The sequence below is a fragment of the Candidatus Binataceae bacterium genome, assembly GCA_035650475.1.
Taxonomy (GTDB): Bacteria; Desulfobacterota; Binatia; order Binatales; family Binataceae; genus JAKAVN01.
Map to the genome: position 1 here is coordinate 666,762 of DASRHP010000009.1, position 15,529 is coordinate 682,290.

16 protein-coding genes and 1 tRNA gene are annotated in these 15,529 nt (G+C 67.2%); 6 read left to right on the forward strand and 11 right to left on the reverse strand.

Annotated elements, in window-relative coordinates; translation table 11 throughout:
• Window positions 1–61: 61 nt before the first annotated feature.
• The 5 genes from VFB33_09370 to VFB33_09390 all read right to left on the reverse strand — a co-directional run bounded on the left by VFB33_09370 (window position 62) and on the right by VFB33_09390 (window position 3,783).
• Window positions 62–1,111, reverse strand: coding sequence for an NAD(P)-dependent alcohol dehydrogenase (locus VFB33_09370; GenBank protein ID HZO81894.1), 1,050 nt, complete (start codon window positions 1,109–1,111; stop codon window positions 62–64).
• A gap of 250 nt (window positions 1,112–1,361) precedes the next feature.
• Window positions 1,362–1,453: transfer RNA gene (locus VFB33_09375), tRNA-Ser, on the reverse strand.
• A 76-nt stretch (window positions 1,454–1,529) separates the two neighbouring features.
• Window positions 1,530–1,883, reverse strand: a complete 354-nt coding sequence (locus tag VFB33_09380) for a cytochrome c (GenBank protein ID HZO81895.1) — start codon at window positions 1,881–1,883, stop codon at window positions 1,530–1,532.
• A 77-nt stretch (window positions 1,884–1,960) separates the two neighbouring features.
• Window positions 1,961–2,242, reverse strand: coding sequence for a hypothetical protein (locus VFB33_09385; protein HZO81896.1), 282 nt, complete (start codon window positions 2,240–2,242; stop codon window positions 1,961–1,963).
• 29 nt (window positions 2,243–2,271) lie between these two features.
• Window positions 2,272–3,783: a hypothetical protein gene (locus VFB33_09390; protein ID HZO81897.1), complete on the reverse strand. Its 1,512-nt coding sequence runs from the start codon at window positions 3,781–3,783 to the stop codon at window positions 2,272–2,274.
• A 347-nt stretch (window positions 3,784–4,130) separates the two neighbouring features.
• Between VFB33_09390 and VFB33_09395 the strand changes: the two genes are divergently transcribed.
• From VFB33_09395 to VFB33_09405, 3 genes are all read left to right on the forward strand, one after another.
• Complete coding sequence (locus VFB33_09395) at window positions 4,131–4,586, forward strand: universal stress protein (protein ID HZO81898.1); 456 nt, start codon at window positions 4,131–4,133, stop codon at window positions 4,584–4,586.
• A 72-nt stretch (window positions 4,587–4,658) separates the two neighbouring features.
• The gene (locus tag VFB33_09400; GenBank protein HZO81899.1) at window positions 4,659–6,185 is read left to right on the forward strand and encodes a sigma 54-interacting transcriptional regulator; all 1,527 of its coding nucleotides are present in this window, start codon (window positions 4,659–4,661) and stop codon (window positions 6,183–6,185) included.
• Between the two features lie 278 nt (window positions 6,186–6,463).
• Window positions 6,464–6,931 (forward strand): hypothetical protein, encoded by a 468-nt coding sequence (locus VFB33_09405; protein ID HZO81900.1) that lies wholly within the window; start codon window positions 6,464–6,466, stop codon window positions 6,929–6,931.
• 27 nt (window positions 6,932–6,958) lie between these two features.
• Here VFB33_09405 and VFB33_09410 read toward each other — a convergent pair whose 3' ends face one another.
• Both VFB33_09410 and VFB33_09415 read right to left on the reverse strand, forming a co-directional pair.
• Window positions 6,959–7,633 carry a DJ-1/PfpI family protein gene (locus VFB33_09410; GenBank protein HZO81901.1) on the reverse strand — a complete coding sequence of 225 codons (675 nt, stop codon included), beginning with the start codon at window positions 7,631–7,633 and terminating at the stop codon, window positions 6,959–6,961.
• Between the two features lie 30 nt (window positions 7,634–7,663).
• Window positions 7,664–8,584, reverse strand: coding sequence for a TIGR03560 family F420-dependent LLM class oxidoreductase (locus tag VFB33_09415; protein HZO81902.1), 921 nt, complete (start codon window positions 8,582–8,584; stop codon window positions 7,664–7,666).
• 109 nt (window positions 8,585–8,693) lie between these two features.
• Here VFB33_09415 and VFB33_09420 point away from each other — a divergent pair, with 109 nt between their 5' ends.
• Window positions 8,694–9,965: a hypothetical protein gene (locus VFB33_09420; protein ID HZO81903.1), complete on the forward strand. Its 1,272-nt coding sequence runs from the start codon at window positions 8,694–8,696 to the stop codon at window positions 9,963–9,965.
• On the opposite strand, the gene VFB33_09425 is transcribed toward VFB33_09420, so the two are convergent.
• Window positions 9,946–10,233 (reverse strand): hypothetical protein, encoded by a 288-nt coding sequence (locus VFB33_09425; protein HZO81904.1) that lies wholly within the window; start codon window positions 10,231–10,233, stop codon window positions 9,946–9,948. The two genes, VFB33_09420 and VFB33_09425, sit on opposite strands and share 20 nt — an antisense overlap.
• A gap of 49 nt (window positions 10,234–10,282) precedes the next feature.
• Here VFB33_09425 and VFB33_09430 point away from each other — a divergent pair, with 49 nt between their 5' ends.
• Window positions 10,283–10,690 (forward strand): phasin family protein, encoded by a 408-nt coding sequence (locus VFB33_09430; GenBank protein ID HZO81905.1) that lies wholly within the window; start codon window positions 10,283–10,285, stop codon window positions 10,688–10,690.
• Between the two features lie 41 nt (window positions 10,691–10,731).
• On the opposite strand, the gene VFB33_09435 is transcribed toward VFB33_09430, so the two are convergent.
• Together VFB33_09435 and VFB33_09440 are read right to left on the reverse strand one after the other, a co-directional pair.
• Window positions 10,732–11,868 (reverse strand): ArsA-related P-loop ATPase, encoded by a 1,137-nt coding sequence (locus VFB33_09435; GenBank protein ID HZO81906.1) that lies wholly within the window; start codon window positions 11,866–11,868, stop codon window positions 10,732–10,734.
• The gene (locus tag VFB33_09440; GenBank protein ID HZO81907.1) at window positions 11,868–12,755 is read right to left on the reverse strand and encodes an ArsA-related P-loop ATPase; all 888 of its coding nucleotides are present in this window, start codon (window positions 12,753–12,755) and stop codon (window positions 11,868–11,870) included. Before VFB33_09440 ends, VFB33_09435 begins: the two co-directional genes overlap by 1 nt.
• An 84-nt stretch (window positions 12,756–12,839) precedes the next feature.
• On the opposite strand from VFB33_09440, the gene VFB33_09445 reads away from it, so the two are divergent.
• A complete protein-coding gene (locus VFB33_09445) occupies window positions 12,840–13,073 on the forward strand; it encodes a DUF4911 domain-containing protein (protein HZO81908.1) in 234 nt (77 codons plus the stop codon).
• A 16-nt stretch (window positions 13,074–13,089) separates the two neighbouring features.
• Here the strand turns inward: VFB33_09445 and VFB33_09450 are convergent, their stop codons facing one another.
• Complete coding sequence (locus VFB33_09450; protein HZO81909.1) at window positions 13,090–15,498, reverse strand: glycoside hydrolase family 15 protein; 2,409 nt, start codon at window positions 15,496–15,498, stop codon at window positions 13,090–13,092.
• Window positions 15,499–15,529 lie beyond the last annotated feature (31 nt).

The following is a 15,529-nucleotide window of genomic DNA, read 5'->3' on the forward strand; positions in this document are numbered from 1 at the left end:
CGGGTGCGGCGAAGCTCAGGCGGTCGTGGAACAATAGCCCGAGCTTGCGCCCCCGGCGAACTCAAAAAGTGATGAGTGGCTTGATGACCCCGTCGAGCTTTTTGTCCATGATCTCGAAAGCCTTGTCGAGTTCGTCGAAATTAAACCTGTGCGTGGTCATCCTGGTGGGATCGAGCCGATGAGACTCTAGAAGCCGCAGCAGACGCTCCATACGCAGCCTGCCGCCGGGGCAGAGCCCGGTGCGGATCGTCTTCTCCGCCATGCCCACGCCCCACGCAAGGCGCGGGATGTGAACGAAATCCCCCTTGCCATGGTAGCCAGCATTGGAAATTGTGCCGCCCGGCTTGGCGACCCTGACCGCGCACTGGAAGGTTTCGTCCGCGCCGAGCGCCTCGATGGCAGAGTCGACGCCCTCTTCTCCGGTCAGGCGCATAATCTCTTGCACGGGGTCGTTCTTCGAATGATCGATCACGACGTCGGCGCCGTACTGGCGCGCCAATTCCTGCCGTTTCGGGACTGAATCGACTCCGATCACGAGGCCGGCGCCGCGAAGCCTGGCCCCGGCCACGGCCATCATGCCGACCGGGCCGAGAGCGAAAACTGCGACCGTGCCACCGATGGGGATTTCAGCGTTTTCGGCGCTCATGAAGCCGGTCGAGAGCATGTCGGCGCAATATACCGCGGCTTCGTCACTGATAGCTTCAGGAATCAGCGCCATGTTCGCGTCCGCCTGGTTGACGTGGAAGAAGTCGGCGAACACGCCGTCTTTGACATTGGCAAATTTCCATCCCCCAAGGGCGGCGCCCGATTGAGAGGAATGGCCGGCCTGCGAGGCCAGATCGCCCCAATCCGGTGTGATGGCGCCGACGAGCACGCGGTCCCCAGGCTTGAACCGCTTTACCTCCGAGCCGACGCGGTGGACGAGACCGACCGCTTCGTGGCCCAAAGTGAGATTTATCCGCTCACCGATCGCGCCGTGCACGGTGTGGGAATCCGAAGTGCATATCAGTGCACACGTGGTTTTGATCACTGCGTCGTTGGGGCCGGGCTGGGGTTCCGGCTTCTCCATAAAACCGACCTGATTCAATCGCTTCATGACGAACGCTTTCACCGCGCATTACCTCCTTTGCAAAGATCCCGGACCAATTGCCGTAAAACTCATCGATGGCAGTCCATTCGCCTCTAGCGGCACTACGGGCGGGTACACCTTGCGAGCGCCGGTGACGATGGGGCCGAGCTCGAGCGTAACTGCCAGGCGCCATCATTGGGCGTTTCGCCGAGATTGCGATTCGGATCGGGGCTACATGGTTATCGACGGAAGCCGCGGGTGACCGTCCGCAGAGCCAAGGAATCTCTCGTTCTGGCGGAGAGGGAGGGATTCGAACCCTCGATCCCAGTTACCCAGGATGCCAGATTAGCAATCTGGTGCCTTCGACCACTCGGCCACCTCTCCGCGGCGCGCGCAAGCGCGCCTGAGGCCTAAAACTTACGCGCGCGCCCGCGCGCTAGCAACCGCGCGCTCCGGCGGGCTACTTCTTGCAGAACGCGCGCACGAACTGGACCAGCGCGTGGATCTCGTCGTCGCTGAGCCCGCTGCTCCAACTCGGCATGTCGCCGGGCAGGCCGACCGCAGCGCCGCCGTCCTTGATCGCCTTGAACATCGTGTCGTCCGAGAGCTTCTGCATCACCGCGCAATCGGCGAAGTCCTGCGGCTTGGTGGCTAGCGTGCCGGCCTGCGGGCCGTCGCCATGGCCCTGCGGACCGTGACACTTCTGGCAGTAGGCGGTGTAGTTCTCCTGCGCGGTGTCGGCCAATGCGGGTGCACCCACCGCAATGGTGACGAGCGCCGCGATCGCAAGCAGTCCTCCGGGCAAACGTCTCATCGTTTCCTCGTGTCGCCTCGCGGCGAAATTGCGCCCTGCGGCATCGCGCCCATCAGCGCGCGCGCTTCGCCGTCTCCCTATCGCGAGCCCTTGAGGTATTCGAGCAGGGCGCGGCTGTCCTGCGCCGGGATATTTCCCAGGGTCCGCATGTGCATCATGATCGCGTCCCATTGCTGGGGCGAAAACTCCGAGCCCGGCCGCGCATTATGGCACTGCGCGCAATACACCGGCCACAGCCGGGCGCCCTGCCGGAACAGCGCGCGCTTTTCGTTCTGATCGGTGCCGGCGGCGAATGCGCGGGCGGCAATCAGCACGGACAACGCGAGCGCCAAAATCGGGAACAACACTAACTTTTTCATCGCGCCTCCTCCTCGTCCGCCTCGCGCGCTCAGAAGCCGATCGCGAACTGGGTCAGGAAGGCGCGATCGTTGGGCACGCCGCCCACTGGCGTCATCGTGCCGTCGGCGGCAACGAAGGTGCCGCCGGCCTCGGGCAGCTCGATGTCGAATTCGTTCTGCCAGACAATCGACGGCGCGATCCAATAGTCGAGCCCGAGCGCGACCTCCCGGGAATGCGGAGCAAAGAGCGCGGGCGAACCGCTTACGCCGAAGTCAGGGACCAGCCCGCCGGTGAAGGCGTTGCGCAGTCCGCCCTGGACATCGTCGATCGCGACGAAATGTTGATTGACGCCGGAGTAACGGATCAGGGGCTCCAGCTTATGGATGATGTTGTTGACCTGCGGGCCAAACGGCAGGTCGAGGCCGCTCAGGAAATAGCCGGCCTGGACGTACCAGCCCTGGCGATTATCCGACGGGCCGCCGGGGATGCTGCGGTAAGCCTGCATCCATTCGCCGCGGGTCTGGAGATTTCCGATGAAGTAGTTGTAATCCAGGCCCCAGGCGTTATACCAACTGCCGTCGAGCCACTTGCCATTATACGTGGACGCGCCGAGTTCGAGGCGGCCCAGGTTCGCGTCGATCGGGAGCGGATAAACACGCAGCCGCCCGCCGTACGACTTACCGTTGGTCTGCGCGAAGAGAACCGGGGTCGGACTGTTGACCGCCGCGCCGGCGACCGGTTCGCTGTAGCTCGGACCGTCGCCCATCCATGCGGTGTAGTCGAAATCCTGGCCCAGTGCACCCCATTGCAGGCCGCCGCGCAACTGAACGCCCATCTCTCCGGGCGGGACCACGGGCGCCACACCGAACGGCAGCGGCGCGGTGATGAAGCGATTTATCCAGAGCGGGCTTTGGGTTTCGTACCAGTCGCCGAAGGGCTGATCGAACAGTCCGGCGACCACGGTCAGATAATCATTGAGGTAGAAGTGAAAATCGGCGAGCGGCAGGTCAACGCCAGTCCCATCGGGGCCGAAGGCCGCCTCCAGCTCGCCCTCGAACAGTATCCAGTCGGTCGGGCGATACAGAAATAGCGGCTCCCAGTTGAACAGGAAGGTGTTCTGCGACTGGTGCGCGAGGTCGTCGATCGCGCCGGGCTGCGCGTCGTACACGTACTGGACGGCGGCGCCGCCATTGATGCTCAGGGTGTGGGTGCCGAAATAACTGCTGATCGAATCGCTGAACTGCTGCTTGGAGGACCCTGCCGCGATCTGGCTCCTGATCTGGCTGATTTCCTGCCCGGTTTTGGTTTGTTCGTTCTTGACCTGCGTGTTGGTCGCGCGCAACTCCGCATTCTGGCTCGCCATTTGGTCAACCTTCTGCTCAAGCTGCTGGATCAGCTTGCGGTCGCTCGCGCGCTCGGCCTCCAGCCGGCGCAGCTCGCGCCGGACCGCCCTGAGCTCCTTGGCAGTGGCCGCGGGATCCTCGGCGGAAGCCGCGCGCAAACCGCCGAGCGAGATGGCGGCCATCACGATCGAAGTGACCATGACCTTCCTCCAGTCCATTACGCTTCCCTCCCCGGGCAGCAAATGCCCAAAGCTGCAACAAGGACGATCACGCAGGGCAATCGCCCTATGTGCTAATGACCAACGCAAAAAACTGCCGCACAGGGCTTCAAATTACACATCAGCTCAACCCATCCGCTCTGAACCCCGACAAACAGTCTGGGTATCGATGTCTGATTGCCCGGACCCTCTCTGCGGCGGTTCTCGGTGCTGACGCCAGGCGGGCCACAGTGTCCCTTTTGGGACCATCGTAGGCCCGGCTACAAAACTCAAGCAACGAAAATTTGTATCCCGCGGACCGGGGCGGATGGTCCAGCTTTTGCTCCCTGAGGATACGGGTCGCCGCGATGCCGCAACTCTTCCGTAGAATCCTGTGCCCAGTCGATTTCGATGAACCGTCGATGGCCGCGCTGGACTTCGCGCGCGAACTGGCCGCGCAGAACGGCGCCGAACTCACCGTGCTGCACGTGGCTCCGCTGCCGATGAATGCGACCGAAATTTCACCGATCCCGATGGAGCCGTATCCGGTGTGGGAGCAGGTCGCGCGGGGGCGGCTGGAGAAGGTTGTCGCCGAGCACCTCGAAGGCAGGGGCGTGCCCTACAAGGCGGAGACGCGTAGCGGCGAAGCGGCGTGGGGAATCCTCGAGCAGGCGCGCGAGACGGAGCCCGACCTGATCGTGATGGCGACCCATGGGCGCAAGGGGGTCAGCCACTTCTTCATCGGCAGCGTCGCCGAGCGGGTGATTCGTCAGGCCGCGCGCCCGGTGCTGGTGTTTCGGTCGGCACGGCGAGGCGAAAAGTGAGCGGCGGCGCAACGGGTCGCCTGGAGGCGGCGATGGAACCAAACCGCCGAGGCTGCGTCGAGAGGTGATCCCATGAGTGCGGTCGGCTCGATGCAAGGCCCGCGCAAGGAGGTCAATTACTACCATCTGCTCTGGGGGCACGAGCTGGCCGAGCTGACCCCTCTGTTGGAGGCGCTCGCGACCCATCGGCGCGAGGTCCTCGACCACTGGTATCAGCTCTACGTTCTGCATTTCGGCGACGACCGTTCGCTCGCGCAGAGCCAGTTCTTCAGCGTATGCGGACAGGACCTCGACGCAACCACCGAGACGCTGCGTCAGGGCTCGTTCGAGGAGTTCGTCATCCGGATGCGCCAGGTCGGGGTATGGCTGGCGGAGCGGCGAGTGCCGTTCGCCGAGGTCGTGGCCTCGATGCATCTGTTCGAGGAGAGCGCGATCCGGAGCTTTCCGCCGGGCGTCGATTCCTCGGCCTACCGGCTGTTCGACAAGCTCAGCCACTGCCGGATAATCGCTATCGCCGAGGCCTACTTCCGCCATCAGGCGGCGCTCGCCGCCGCGCGCATCCAGAGCCTGGAGAAGGAGGCGACGCGGCTGCCGGGCGAGGCGCGCACCAGCTTTCACGGCCTGGTCGGCGCCACGCCCGCGATGCGCCGGTTGTACGAGCGGATCGAGGCGGCGGGCTCGGTGCGCGGCACGATTCTGATCGTCGGCGAGAGCGGCACCGGCAAGGAATTGGTGGCGCGCGCGATCCACGAGTGCTCGCGCACGCCGGGCGCGCCGTTTGTCGCGCTCAACTGCGCGGCGATCCCGCGCGACCTGATCGAGAGTGAGCTATTTGGCTACAAGCGCGGCGCGTTCAGCGGCGCGGCGGTCGATTATCCGGGACTGTTCCGCGCTGCCGAGGGCGGCACGCTGTTCCTCGACGAGATCACCGAGATGAGCCCGGCCACGCAGAGCAAGCTCCTGCGCGCGCTCCAGGAGCGCACCGTGCGCCCGGTTGGCTCCACCCATGAGGTCCCGTTTGACGTGCGGGTGATCGCCTCGACCAACCGCGATCCGCAGGCCGCTTCACGCAGCGGCCAGTTGCGCGAAGACCTCTACTACCGGCTCGAAGTCAACGTGATCGAGGTACCCCCGCTGCGCGAGCGCCTGGCCGACATTCCGCTCCTGGTCGAGCACTTCATCGCGTTGTTCAACCGCCGCCTGGCGCGGCCGACGCCGGTCAACGGGATCGAGCCGCAGGCGCTGGAGGCGATGCGCCGCTACAGTTGGCCGGGCAACGTGCGTGAACTGTCCAACGCGATCGAATCAGCTTTCACCTTCGGCACGTCGGACACGATCCGGCTCGCCGATTTGCCGGCCGCCGTCTCCGGCGCCGCCGCGGCTGCCGACGCGGCGCCTGCAAACCCGGTTCCGCGTCCGGCCGCCGGCGAGCGCGACGGCGGCGGCAGCAGCAGCAGCCTGAGCTTCGCCGACACCGAGCGCGACCTCATCCATCGCGCGCTCGCCGCCACCGGCGGCAACAAATATCGCGCGGCGAAGCTGCTCGGAATTTCGCGCAAGCGGCTGTACGCGCGTCTGCGCCGCTACGACATCGCCTAGAATCCTCCGGCTTGGGCCGGGCAAGGCCCTGGCGCTGCGTCCGCCGCATCTGCGTGTTTGGCTGCGCCGGTTGGAGGAACCGCAGGCATCTTGCTAGCGTCGATCGCGGATGGACGAGCAACGCTGCGCGCAAACTCCGCCGGCGGAGCCCGCCTCGGGAGCGGCGCACAAAAGTTTCGCAGGCAGGATCGCGGATTGGCGCGACGCCGCGGCGGCGCGGGCGTGCCGGCTGGAGACGATGCTGCTGCACCGGCTTTTGCGGGCTCGGGGTGCTCGTGATGGTCGGGCTGTTTGTGTCGAATTACTCGAGCGGAGGCGCGCGCCACTATTGGCTCGCGATGTTTCCGCTGTTCGGCCTGACCTGCGTTGCGCACGAGCTGGCCGCCGGCCGCGCCGGCGAAGTCGCGCTGTGGCGGATTCTGCTGCGCCAGATGCTGCACTGGCTGGGTCCGATAATCGCGGTCAAGATTCTCTTCCTGCAACAGGCGCGGGGGCAGATGTCCACCGACGCTGTCGCGCTCACGATTCTCCTGGTGCTCGCTGTCACCTGCTTTCCGGCCGGTGTCCATTTCGACCGCAGCTTCTACTGGGTGAGCGCCTTGCTCGCGCTCGCCGCGATGATCGGCACCGAAATCGAGACCTACCTCTGGTTCGTCGCGGTGGTCGCGCTGGTCGTGATCGCGCTGGCCGCGCTGTCGGCGATCCTGCTGCGGCGCGGCGTGGGGTCTGCATCCTCGTCGGGTTGAGCGGACCGCCAGCGTGGCGGAGTCGCGCTAGCGGCGCGGGGTGGGGGCGACCTCGACGTCGTCGCGGTAGAGCTTGTACGCTTCGCTGTACTCCATCACGCGCGCGACCTCGGCGACGAACTTTTCGTCGTAGCCGGCCCGGCGCAGGAGATGGAATCCCATCTCCATTCCCGACGCGATTCCGCCCGCGGTGATTATCCGCCCGGCGTCGACCACGCGCTTGCGGCTGATCCGGCACGCCGGCGCGATATCGGCCAGGCGATCGATCGGAACCTTGCCCGAAGTCGCTTCGGCGCGGTCGGGCTCCTTGCGATTAGTCGCGGGAATTCCGTCGAGCAGGCCCATCGTGCCGTACACCCACGACCCGGTGCATACGCTGACCAGCAGGCATGAGGGCGGCTGCGCGCGGATGAATTCCTTGAGCCGCTCGTTATGCATCTCCTGGCGCGTACCGAAGCCGCCCGGGATGAGGAACGCGTTCATCGCGGGGCGGTCGGTGAAGCAGTAATTGGGGAGCACGGTGAAGCCGGCCTGCACCTGCACCGGACGCATCGCGTCGGCGACCAGGAAAGTGTCGAGTTCGGGATCGAAGCGGCGCGCGACCGAAAACACGCCGTAGGGCGCGGCGAAGTCAACGATCTCGGCGTCCTTGAAGACGTAAACGCCAAGCCGGAAGCCGGCAATTTTCGCATTCGTTGCCATCGTCAGTATCGGCGGCGAATCGGCCGCCGCCTAGACAAATGCCGGCATCACCTCGCGCGCGAACAGCTCGACCGTCTGCGGCGGCGCCATGTCGGCGAACATCATGGTGAACATCGTGATGCCCCACGAGACGCGCTCGCGCAGTTGCGCGATTACTTCGTCGGGCGTGCCCTTGATCGCGGTGAACGAGAACGGCCGGCGCCCCTTGGCCATCTCCCACTTCTGCTCGACCTCGGCCTTGTTGGCACCGATGCAGACCATCACCTGTTCGGAGATGGTCAGCGTGGCGGGGTCGCGGTTAACCGCACGGCAATGCTCGTGCAGGACGCCGAGCGTGCGCCTGAAGTCGCGGTAGCCCGCCGGGCAGTTCCAGCGGTCGGCGTACTTGGCGACCAGACGCAGCATTACCTTCTCGCCCGCGCCGCCGATGAGGATCGGTGGATGGGGCTTCTGCACCGGTTTGGGATTGTTGGGGGCATCGGTCACCGTGTAGTAGCGCCCTTTGAAGGTGGTGCGGTTCTCGGTGAACATCGACTTGAGAATCTGCAACGACTCTTCGAGCTGGCGCAGCCGTGTGCCCACCGGCGGAAATTCGTACCCGTAGGCCCGGTACTCCTGCTCCATCCAGCCCGCGCCGATTCCGATTTCGAGACGTCCGTTGGAGATCTGATCGATGGTCGAGAGCGACTTGGCGAGCAGCGCCGGGTTGCGGAACGAGTTGCAAATGACCAACGTACCGATGCGCACGCGTTCGGTGCGCGCCGCGAGCGCGCTCATCATCGGAATGCATTCGAGCAGGTCGAGGTCGGTCAGGCCGAGCGTCCAGAAGTGGTCCACCAGCCACAACGAGTGATAGCCCAAGCGCTCGGCCATCGCGGCGCGGTCGAGCAGGGTCCTGACCGTCGCGCCGGCCTGCGGCGACCAGAACGCGAATTGCACTTTTCCACCCATCGGCTGCTCCTTGGCCGGCCGCCTCGCGGCCGCATATCACGTGCGGTAGATCAGATGACTGTTTCGCATGGCCGGGCGCGAAGCGTCAACCGGCCGGACCGGAGCGGCGATGGAAATCGGAGCGGACAGCGCGATGAGGCGGGGGCGAACGCAAAAGCGCGGCGCGAGGCGCGGAATTGCGCTGCTTGCGGCGGCGTTCACGCTGGCTGCGGAAGCCGGGCTCGCCGCATTCGCGCGCCCTTCGGACCCGGCAGTGGCGCGCGCCGCCGATGGAACGGCCCGCGCATCGATCGAGGCCGCGCCCGCGCCCGACGCCCACACCGGGTTCGTCTCGACGGGATCGTCCCGTGCGCTCAAAGGCGCGCCGGGGATTTACGAGTGGCGTTACGTCGCCCGCTGCGGGCCGTCGCCGTTCGACCGTATCGGGCTCCATCGCGTCGCATTCGGGCCCAAGCTCCCGGCGCATCCGAAGGCTGTGATGCTCTATCTTCCGGGGACCAACATGAACGGCGAGATCGTTCCCGACGATTCGCGCTTCTCGCTGCCGCTTTACCTGGCCGCGCACGGCGTTGACGTATGGACGTTCGATTATCGAACGCACTTCGTGCCGCCCGACGCGCAGCCCTCGGCGCTTTCCGAGATGGCGGGATGGAGTTACCGCCTCTTCGACGGCGACATCGAGGCGGCGGCGCGCTTCGTCAGCGCCGAGACGGGCCGCCCGAAGCTTTTCGTGGCCGGATTCAGCCGCGGTGCGAGCTTCGCCTACCTGTTCGCCGCACTCCATCCCGAGCGCGTTGCGGGTCTCGTGATCCTCGACGGGTTCATTTCTCGCCGCCCCTCGCTGGCGCTGCCGCCCGGACGAATCGCCGACGATATCGGTGGACGCCATCTCACCTACGACAAGCGCAAGGCGCTGATGGAGGCGGTGATTCGCGATCCGGCCGGGACCGCGCCGCTGCCGAAGTACAAGAACGCCGCCGACAATCTCGCCCACGTGGTTTACGGGGCGGGCGGCGTGTTCGGCGGGCACGGAGGGCTCGCCAATCCGCTGGGCGGATTCGCGGAGCCGGCGGTACTGGCGGCGGTGCTGTTGAGTTACGACCGATGGTGGCCGGCGGTACAGGACTACGAAAATCCGTTCGACGCTCGGGTTATGGCGCGGCTCGCGGCTTCGAAGCTTCCGGTGCTCGCGTTCAGCAGCACGAACATCTCATCCGGATGGCCCGGCGAAGTCAGGCGCGCGGCGGCGGCCACCGGCAGCGCCGACGTGGGCTTCAAGCGGCTCGACGGATGGGGCCATCTGGACGTGATCTGCGGCACGCACGCCGAAAGGGAAGTGTACGCGCCGGTGCTCGCCTGGCTCAGGCGGCATCAGAAGTAGGCGGCGGCGGAGCCGTGGGCCGCGGCGCTCCGCCGGCCCGCGGCGGACGCATCAGCAGCGCCGCCGCCAGCGCCCACATTCCCAGCGCGAAGCCGAGGGGCGCCCACACCCACGGCGAGCGGCCGCGGCGTGACGCGATCGTCGCGGTCAGCGGCGCCAGCGCCGCGTCGATCAGCAAAGAAGTGGCGATCATTTCGGCCGGACCGCCGCGGTACCGCATCAGGGCGAAGCCCGAGGTCAGGCTGAGGACAGCGGCGAGGGTTTCCATCGGATTGCGCGCTTTGCGCCCGGCTCAGGCGAGACTATAGTAACCAGTGATGGCACGTCGCGAAGCCGAAAGCATCATCTCCAAGCTGCGCCACATGAGCGAAGAGGGGCTCGGCAGCGTGGTCAACGAGCTGATGTCCAACGAGAAGCTGCGCAAGCGCCTGGGACGGGCGGGCGAGCGGCTGATGGCCAATAAGCATATCTTCGACCGCAACGTCGAGACCGTGCTGGATTTCGTCAACATCCCCTCCAAGCGCGACGTGCGCGAGCTCAAGGCGCGCCTCGACACCCTCTCGAGCCAGTTCGTGAACCTTAGCATGAAGGTTGACCGGATGCTGGCGGCGGCGGGTCGCAGCGGCGTTGAGAGCGCAACCGCGCCGGGCGGCGGCGAGCGCCCTGCGCCGGTCCGCCGGATAACCCCGCGCAGGGCTGCGCCGCGCCCCAAGTCGTCAGACTGAGGCGAACCGCGCGGGGCGGCTTCTTCCGTCGACTCCGCAGGCTAGAGCTCGGCGATATTGTGGCCGAGCCGGGCGAGGTCGCCGAGCGACGCCGGCTCAGTGCCGAGGTCAGGCGCGGCAAACAGACGCATCTCGGCCGGCACGCCCGCGCGCAGCGATACGAGCGCCGCCGTCTCGCGTTCCTTGAGCGCGGCAAACTCGTGCGCCGCGCGCGCCAGCTTGCGCCGCAGCGCCGGGCCGACCGCGGCGCGGGCAATCTCCTCGGCGACGGGCATCGCAGGCAGCGTGCGATTGACGATCACGGCCCGAGTCGCGATACCGGCGGCGCTGAGCGCGGCGATGAACTCGTGGGCCTGGTCGATACGCTCGGGCTCGGCGGTGGTGACCACGACCACCGCAGTGTCGGCCGCGACCAGCAGCATCTGCGCGCGAGCGGCGCGTTCGGCGAAGCCGGCATACATCCCGTCGAAGCTGCGCACGAAGGTCTGGACGTCGCCCAGCAGGTGAAGGCCGGTGATCCGATCAAAGGCGGCGAGCACCGCGCGCGCGGCCAAATCGACCACGCCGAGCCCGCGGCGCATCCCGCCGCCGAGCAGACTGACGGCGCGCGAGTTTAAGAGCTCGAGCAGGCGGCGGGGCGCATCGAGAAAATCGAGCGCCTCGCGCGCAGGCGGGGTGTCGAGCACCACCAGGTCGGTCGAAGGCTGGTCGCTGAGCTCGAGCAGCCGCTCCATCGCCATGTAGTCGCCGACGCCGGCAAGCGCCTGAGAGAGATTGCCGTAGATGCGGTTGTGAAGGATCGCCTGCGCGGCGGCGGGCGAGGGGGCGTGGCGGGTGACCAGCGCGTCGAAGGTGTGCTTGGGGTCGAGGCGGAGCGCGCGCAGGCGGCCGGCGCGCCGCGCCGGCCGCCTGCGCGCGCTCCGGGCTGCGGCGCCCGCCTCCGCCCTGGCCTCTTCCAGCGCAACCTCGCGCGGCTCGGCGGCGTGGCGCGGATCGACGCCGAGTGCGTCGAGCAGCCGCGGCGCCGGATCGACGGTCATCACGTCCACCCGCCGGCCGCCGAGCGCGGCGCGCAGCGCAAGCGTAGCGCTCATTGTCGTCTTGCCCACGCCGCCCGGGCCGAGGCAAACCAGCAGGCGCGCGGCGAGCAGGTCGGAAACCGAGCCGGCGGTGCTCATCAATCGTTGAGCTGCGCGCCGAGCGCGCGGCTCAACTCCTCCACCTCGGCCCGGCCCATCGCCGGACTGAAGAGCATCGGCAGTTCGATCACACGCAGATGCGCGCGGGCGGCCGCGCGGCGCGCCCGCGCCGCGGGGCCGCCCGCGCCGCCGCGCCATGCGGCGAGCCTGCGGCACGCCGGATGCGCGTCGAGGGTGCGCAACTCCGCCGCGCTGAACAGCGGTTGCGGTACTGCGTTCACGACCGCCGCCGCGAGGCTGACCCCCAGGCGGTCGCGCAGGATGCCGGCCGCCTCCAGCGCCTCGCGCAGCGCCAACTCTTGCGCGCTGAGCGTCAGCACGACCGCGAAACGGGCGGGGTCGGCGAGGAAATCCTCGACGCCCGCGGCGAGCCGGTTGAGCGTGCCCAGCGGCGCTATACGCTTGACGCCGCCTGCGACCGAGAGCAGCTCCAGCGTGCTGCCGGTGGCGGGCGCGTCAACCACGGCGTAGCGGTCCTCCAGCGCGGCCTGTCCGGCGATGAGTCGCAGCCGCTCCAGCATCAGGAACGCCTCCAAACCGGGCAATGCGGCGCTGACGTAGCCGAACGTGCGGCTGTTGAGCATCCGGCGCGCGATCGTCTTGAGCGGCACGATTCGCTCGATGAAGGCTTCGAGCTCGCTGCGCGCGCTGAGCGACATCGTTTCGAGATCGGGAATTGCGCCCGCCGCGGAACCGCCGTTGCCGCCGGGCGCGATTCCGAGCATCCGCGCCGCCCACATCCGCTGGTCAAGATCGACCAGCACCGTGGGCCGGCGGCGCGTAAGGGCGAGCGCAAGCGATGCGGCCACCGCGCTTTTGCCGGTGCCGCCCTTACCGGTGACCAGGATTAGCCGGGCAAGCGCCATCGGCTAGAATCTAGAGCGCGCGGCCCTTGCGATCCACCAAGCCGCCGCCGATGGGGGCAAACGAGGCTCTTGACGCGCGTCACCATGAAAGCGGACTTGTGCCCATCGTTTCACAGCATAGTGCTGGCGATCGCACCGGCCGAGATCGCGCGCTTCAAGGCGGTGATAGAGTCCTACGACAACCTCGCCACCCTGCGCACCGAGGACCCGCGTCATCACTATCTGCGGCTGTACTTCAGCGCCGAGGCGGCCTCTGAGGTCGACGCACTGCTGGCCGCGCTGGGCGCGACATTTTCGATCCGGCGTATCGCTTCTTGAGCACGGCGCCTCGGCGCTAGGCCGGCGCGTCGCATAGCTCGACGGCGTAGTCGCGCCCCTCCCATTGTCGGCGCTTGGGCCAGTAGAACGTGAAGCGCACCGGCGCGCGGTCGGTCGGCGTGACCTCGATATCAGCGAAGCCGATCCCGACCGCGGTGTGCGCGGAACGGGTGTCGTGCACGTGATGCCATTCGTCCTTGGTCCAGTGCAGGACGAAGGGCTCGGGCGCCTGGATGCGCAGCTTGCATCCAGCCGGCACGCTTGTGATGCGCCGGTTGTGCTTCCACACCTCGATCGGCGGGCGCGGCGGGCCTTCGCGATAGCGCTCGGCGACTTCGGGAATCAGGTCGAAAATCACGCCGTCGGCGATCGAGCGCAGAAGCTTGAGGTATTCAGCGTGCGCCCACATCAGCGGCATCGCGGCGCCGGTCGGTTTGCCGTAGCGCATCAGCGCAGCCGGGATATCTGGCAGATCCCAGATCTGCTCGGGCAAAAGCCGCGTCGCGGTCGCGAAGTTCTCCATCGCGCGCAGGTACGGCAGCGGATCGCGGCCGGCGGCGAGTTCGTAATGGCCGCGCTCGCCGCTGAGCAGCGGCCACGGCCGCCCGACGCCCCATCCGGTGAATGGCCCGCCGTCGTCCTTCTGCCCGTAGCCGTCGTGGGTGTAGCGCTTCCAGCACGGCCCGGCGGGAAAGTCGTGCCTGAGCACCGCGTCGATCACGCGCAGCGAGTCCTCGATCAGTGGATCGCCGGGGCGGCGGATTCCGTAGCGCACGAGCTCGAGAAAGCCGGGGTCCACGATCTCGGCCGCGGGGAAGAGGTAGGGCGCATTCGGCGGGCGGTTATGGATAAGCACCATGCCCTCGTCGGGATCCTCGCTGGGCGTCTCACATCCGGGCCGCTCGGGATTGATGCGGACGTAGTGGCGGGCGATGCCGCGGACGAGGAAGCCACGGCGGGTCACCGTCCATCGCTCGATGTGGGTTTCCAGGAAGTCGGCATACTCGCGCAGGAACTCGGCGGTCGCGGCGTCGCCGCGCTCGTGAGCAAGACAGGCGGCGCAGATCAGCGCCGCGATGTTGCTCGCCAGCGTCGAAGGCGAGTAGCCACAGTTCTCCTCCCATCGCTCCTGCGGTGTCACCGGGCCTTCGCGGATTAGATAATGTGCCGCGGCCATCACCATCGCGTAGGGGTCGAACGCGCCCATCGCCGCCCCCGCGCGCACCAGCCGCCACGCCAGCACGATCGGGAAGGCGACCTCGTCGAGCTGGATGCCGCTCCAGTAGGGGCGGCCGTCGATCCAGAAGTTCTGGGGAAAGCCGCCGTCCTCGCGCTGGGTGCAGGCGAGATAGATGAGCGCGCGCACGGGCGTGGCGAGGTCGCCGGCGGCGAGCAGGCCGGTCGCGCTGTTGATCATGTCGCGCGTCCATACCAGATGATAGCCGCCGAGGTCCTCGTCGCCCTTGATTTCGCCCCACGGGATGCTCATCGAGGCGATGATCGCGCCGGGAAAGCGCTTGTCCTCGTGGGCGAGCAGGAGCTCGCGGCTCTTGCGCGCGAGCGTGCCGCCGTCGCCGGCCCATCGGTCGAGCGGATAGAAGTGCTTGCATGCGCGTTCCCATTGCTCGGCGAAGCGCGCGGCGTGCGCGGCAAACGGCACCCCCAGCGACTGATACAGGCCGGTCACGGCGCGATGGAGGCTGTTGCCGAAAGCGAGCCCGAGGGTGAAGTGGTAGTCGTCGGGCAGCGCGATCTCGCCGGTCAGCGCGACGTTGCCGTCGGGGGCGGCGGCGAACTGGTGGTCAAGGCGGAAATTCTGATTGAGGTCCTGCCAGCCGTCGGTCCGGCCGACATAGCCGCACGAGCGACGCACGAAGGGGACCGTCGCGCCGAGCGCCAGCCACGTGTTGCGCTTGTGCGCGGTAAGGAACTCGTAGCCCGCGATGCGTGCGACGTTGGCCGTGTTGCCCCATCCGCCGACCTCCAGATGCGGCGCGAGCAGGACGTAGAGATGGAGACGGCTGAGCAGCTCCGGGTCGCCCTCCAGCCGCGTATCGATAAGAACGCACGGCTGGTGGGGGTCCGTGATGATCTCCATCACGACCCGGTAGCGGCCTTCGCGGTCAGAGTTGGTGATGCGAACGCCGAGCCCGCGCTCGGCGAGATATTCGGTGACGCTGTCCTGATGGCGATGGACGTCGTGGAAGAAGGTTTCGCCATCGCTGACCAGGAACTGGAGGTCGCGAATCTGCGGGCGATCGATCGTCGGGTAGTAGATTTCGCTGAGCACGCCGCCCGAGGCTGTGAACCAGATATGGCTGGCGGTAGAGTAGGCAGTGCCCACGACGTCCTTGGCGCTGTGGGTCCAGCGCGGCTCGATCCCGGGCGCGCCGCAGGCGCGCGGGGAGTCCTCGATGACGGCCATCGGGCCCTTCCTTTCTGCCGACCCGGCGGGT

What these genes read in the sequence shown, in the direction of transcription:
- VFB33_09380 (HZO81895.1), bottom strand. Translation starts at nt 1,883, where the DNA reads ATGAGACGTTTGCCCGGAGGACTGCTTGCGATCGCGGCGCTCGTCACC.
- VFB33_09385 (HZO81896.1), bottom strand. Translation starts at nt 2,242, where the DNA reads ATGAAAAAGTTAGTGTTGTTCCCGATTTTGGCGCTCGCGTTGTCCGTG.
- VFB33_09390 (HZO81897.1), bottom strand. Translation starts at nt 3,783, where the DNA reads ATGGACTGGAGGAAGGTCATGGTCACTTCGATCGTGATGGCCGCCATC.
- VFB33_09395 (HZO81898.1), top strand. Translation starts at nt 4,131, where the DNA reads ATGCCGCAACTCTTCCGTAGAATCCTGTGCCCAGTCGATTTCGATGAA.
- VFB33_09400 (HZO81899.1), top strand. Translation starts at nt 4,659, where the DNA reads ATGAGTGCGGTCGGCTCGATGCAAGGCCCGCGCAAGGAGGTCAATTAC.
- VFB33_09405 (HZO81900.1), top strand. Translation starts at nt 6,464, where the DNA reads ATGGTCGGGCTGTTTGTGTCGAATTACTCGAGCGGAGGCGCGCGCCAC.
- VFB33_09410 (HZO81901.1), bottom strand. Translation starts at nt 7,633, where the DNA reads ATGGCAACGAATGCGAAAATTGCCGGCTTCCGGCTTGGCGTTTACGTC.
- VFB33_09415 (HZO81902.1), bottom strand. Translation starts at nt 8,584, where the DNA reads ATGGGTGGAAAAGTGCAATTCGCGTTCTGGTCGCCGCAGGCCGGCGCG.
- VFB33_09420 (HZO81903.1), top strand. Translation starts at nt 8,694, where the DNA reads ATGGAAATCGGAGCGGACAGCGCGATGAGGCGGGGGCGAACGCAAAAG.
- VFB33_09425 (HZO81904.1), bottom strand. Translation starts at nt 10,233, where the DNA reads ATGGAAACCCTCGCCGCTGTCCTCAGCCTGACCTCGGGCTTCGCCCTG.
- VFB33_09430 (HZO81905.1), top strand. Translation starts at nt 10,283, where the DNA reads ATGGCACGTCGCGAAGCCGAAAGCATCATCTCCAAGCTGCGCCACATG.
- VFB33_09435 (HZO81906.1), bottom strand. Translation starts at nt 11,868, where the DNA reads ATGAGCACCGCCGGCTCGGTTTCCGACCTGCTCGCCGCGCGCCTGCTG.
- VFB33_09440 (HZO81907.1), bottom strand. Translation starts at nt 12,755, where the DNA reads ATGGCGCTTGCCCGGCTAATCCTGGTCACCGGTAAGGGCGGCACCGGC.
- VFB33_09445 (HZO81908.1), top strand. Translation starts at nt 12,840, where the DNA reads ATGAAAGCGGACTTGTGCCCATCGTTTCACAGCATAGTGCTGGCGATC.
- VFB33_09450 (HZO81909.1), bottom strand. Translation starts at nt 15,498, where the DNA reads ATGGCCGTCATCGAGGACTCCCCGCGCGCCTGCGGCGCGCCCGGGATC.